Below are 1,432 nucleotides of genomic sequence, written 5' to 3' on the forward strand. Positions count from 1 at the left end.
GGTTGCGTCCATCAGGATGGTGTACGAGCCGGAACCAAACGAACTGATCGGCGTGTCGTAACCGGACGAAAGACGGTCATCGCGTGATTCTTCGAGAGAGCTACCAACTCGACTCGACGAAAGAGCACGCGATGACCAATGCCCACGATATCGACCTCCGCCGGCTTGTCGAAGACCGACTCACCGGCGCCAGCCCCGACCTGCTGCGCGAGCTGCTGACGATGTTCATACATGCCCTGATGGGCGCCGAGGCCGATGCCCTGTGCGGCGCCGACTACGGCCAACGCTCCGACGAACGGGTCAACGTTCGCAACGGCTACCGGCACCGCGACTTCGATACCCGCGTCGGCACCCTCGACGTGGCCATTCCCAAGCTGCGGCAGGGTTCGTACTTCCCGGACTGGTTGCTGCAACGGCGCAAGCGGGCCGAACGTGCCCTGACCTCGGTTGTTGCGACCTGCTATCTACTCGGGGTCTCGACCCGGCGGATGGAGAAACTCGTCGATACCCTCGGGATCACCTCGCTGTCGAAGTCGCAGGTCTCAGTGATGGCGAAAGACCTCGACACCCAGGTCGAGGCCTTCCGGAACCGACCCCTCGATGCGGGCCCGTACACGTTCGTCGCCGCCGACGCCCTGGTCCTCAAGGTCCGCGAGAACGGACGGGTGGTGAACGTGCACGCCCTGGTCGCGGTCGGGGTCAACGCCGACGGCTACCGCGAGATCCTGGGGCTGGACGTCACCTCCGCCGAGGACGGCGCCGGCTGGCTGACCTTCTTCCGTGGGTTGGTCGCCCGCGGGCTGACCGGGGTGAAACTGGTGACCTCCGATGCCCACGCCGGCCTCGTCGCGGCAATCGGCGCGACTCTGCCCGGTGCCTCCTGGCAGCGGTGCCGTACCCACTACTCGACGAACCTGATGGCGGTGACCCCGAAGTCGTCGTGGCCCTGGGTGAAGACACTGCTGCACTCCGTGTACGACCAGCCCGACGCGGATTCCGTTCACGCACAATATGATCGGATCATCGATGCGCTCACCGAGAAGTTGCCGAAGGTGGCCGATCACCTCGACGCTGCACGGTCGGATCTGTTGGCGTTCACCGCGTTCCCGAAGCAGATCTGGAAACAGATCTGGAGCAACAATCCGCAGGAGCGCCTCAACAAGGAGATCCGCCGCCGGACCGACGTGGTGGGGATCTTCCCGGACCGGACTGCGCTGATCCGACTGGTCGGGGCGGTGCTGGCCGAACAGCACGATGAGTGGATCGAAGGCCGCCGCTACCTCGGCCTCGACGTGCTGGCTCGCTCCCGCACCGACAAGCCCGCCGACAGTGTCACCGAGGAGACCGAGGAGGTGACACCGGCCTTGACTGCCTGAGCCACCCACGAGGAATCACGCGACGACGTCGTACACCACCTCACGGGACTTGACCC

General features: G+C 65.2%; 1 protein-coding gene. It reads left to right on the forward strand.

The genetic code is table 11. The features are described from left to right. Positions 1-131 precede the first annotated feature (131 nt). Positions 132-1,376 carry an IS256-like element IS1164 family transposase gene (locus ACWDUD_RS30630; RefSeq protein WP_450111777.1) on the forward strand — a complete coding sequence of 415 codons (1,245 nt, stop codon included), beginning with the start codon at positions 132-134 and terminating at the stop codon, positions 1,374-1,376. Positions 1,377-1,432 lie beyond the last annotated feature (56 nt).

The organism is Rhodococcus sp. NPDC003382, assembly GCF_053589135.1.

Coding starts and splice junctions, on each gene's coding strand:
- ACWDUD_RS30630 (WP_450111777.1), top strand. CDS start 132: ATGACCAATGCCCACGATATCGACCTCCGCCGGCTTGTCGAAGACCGA.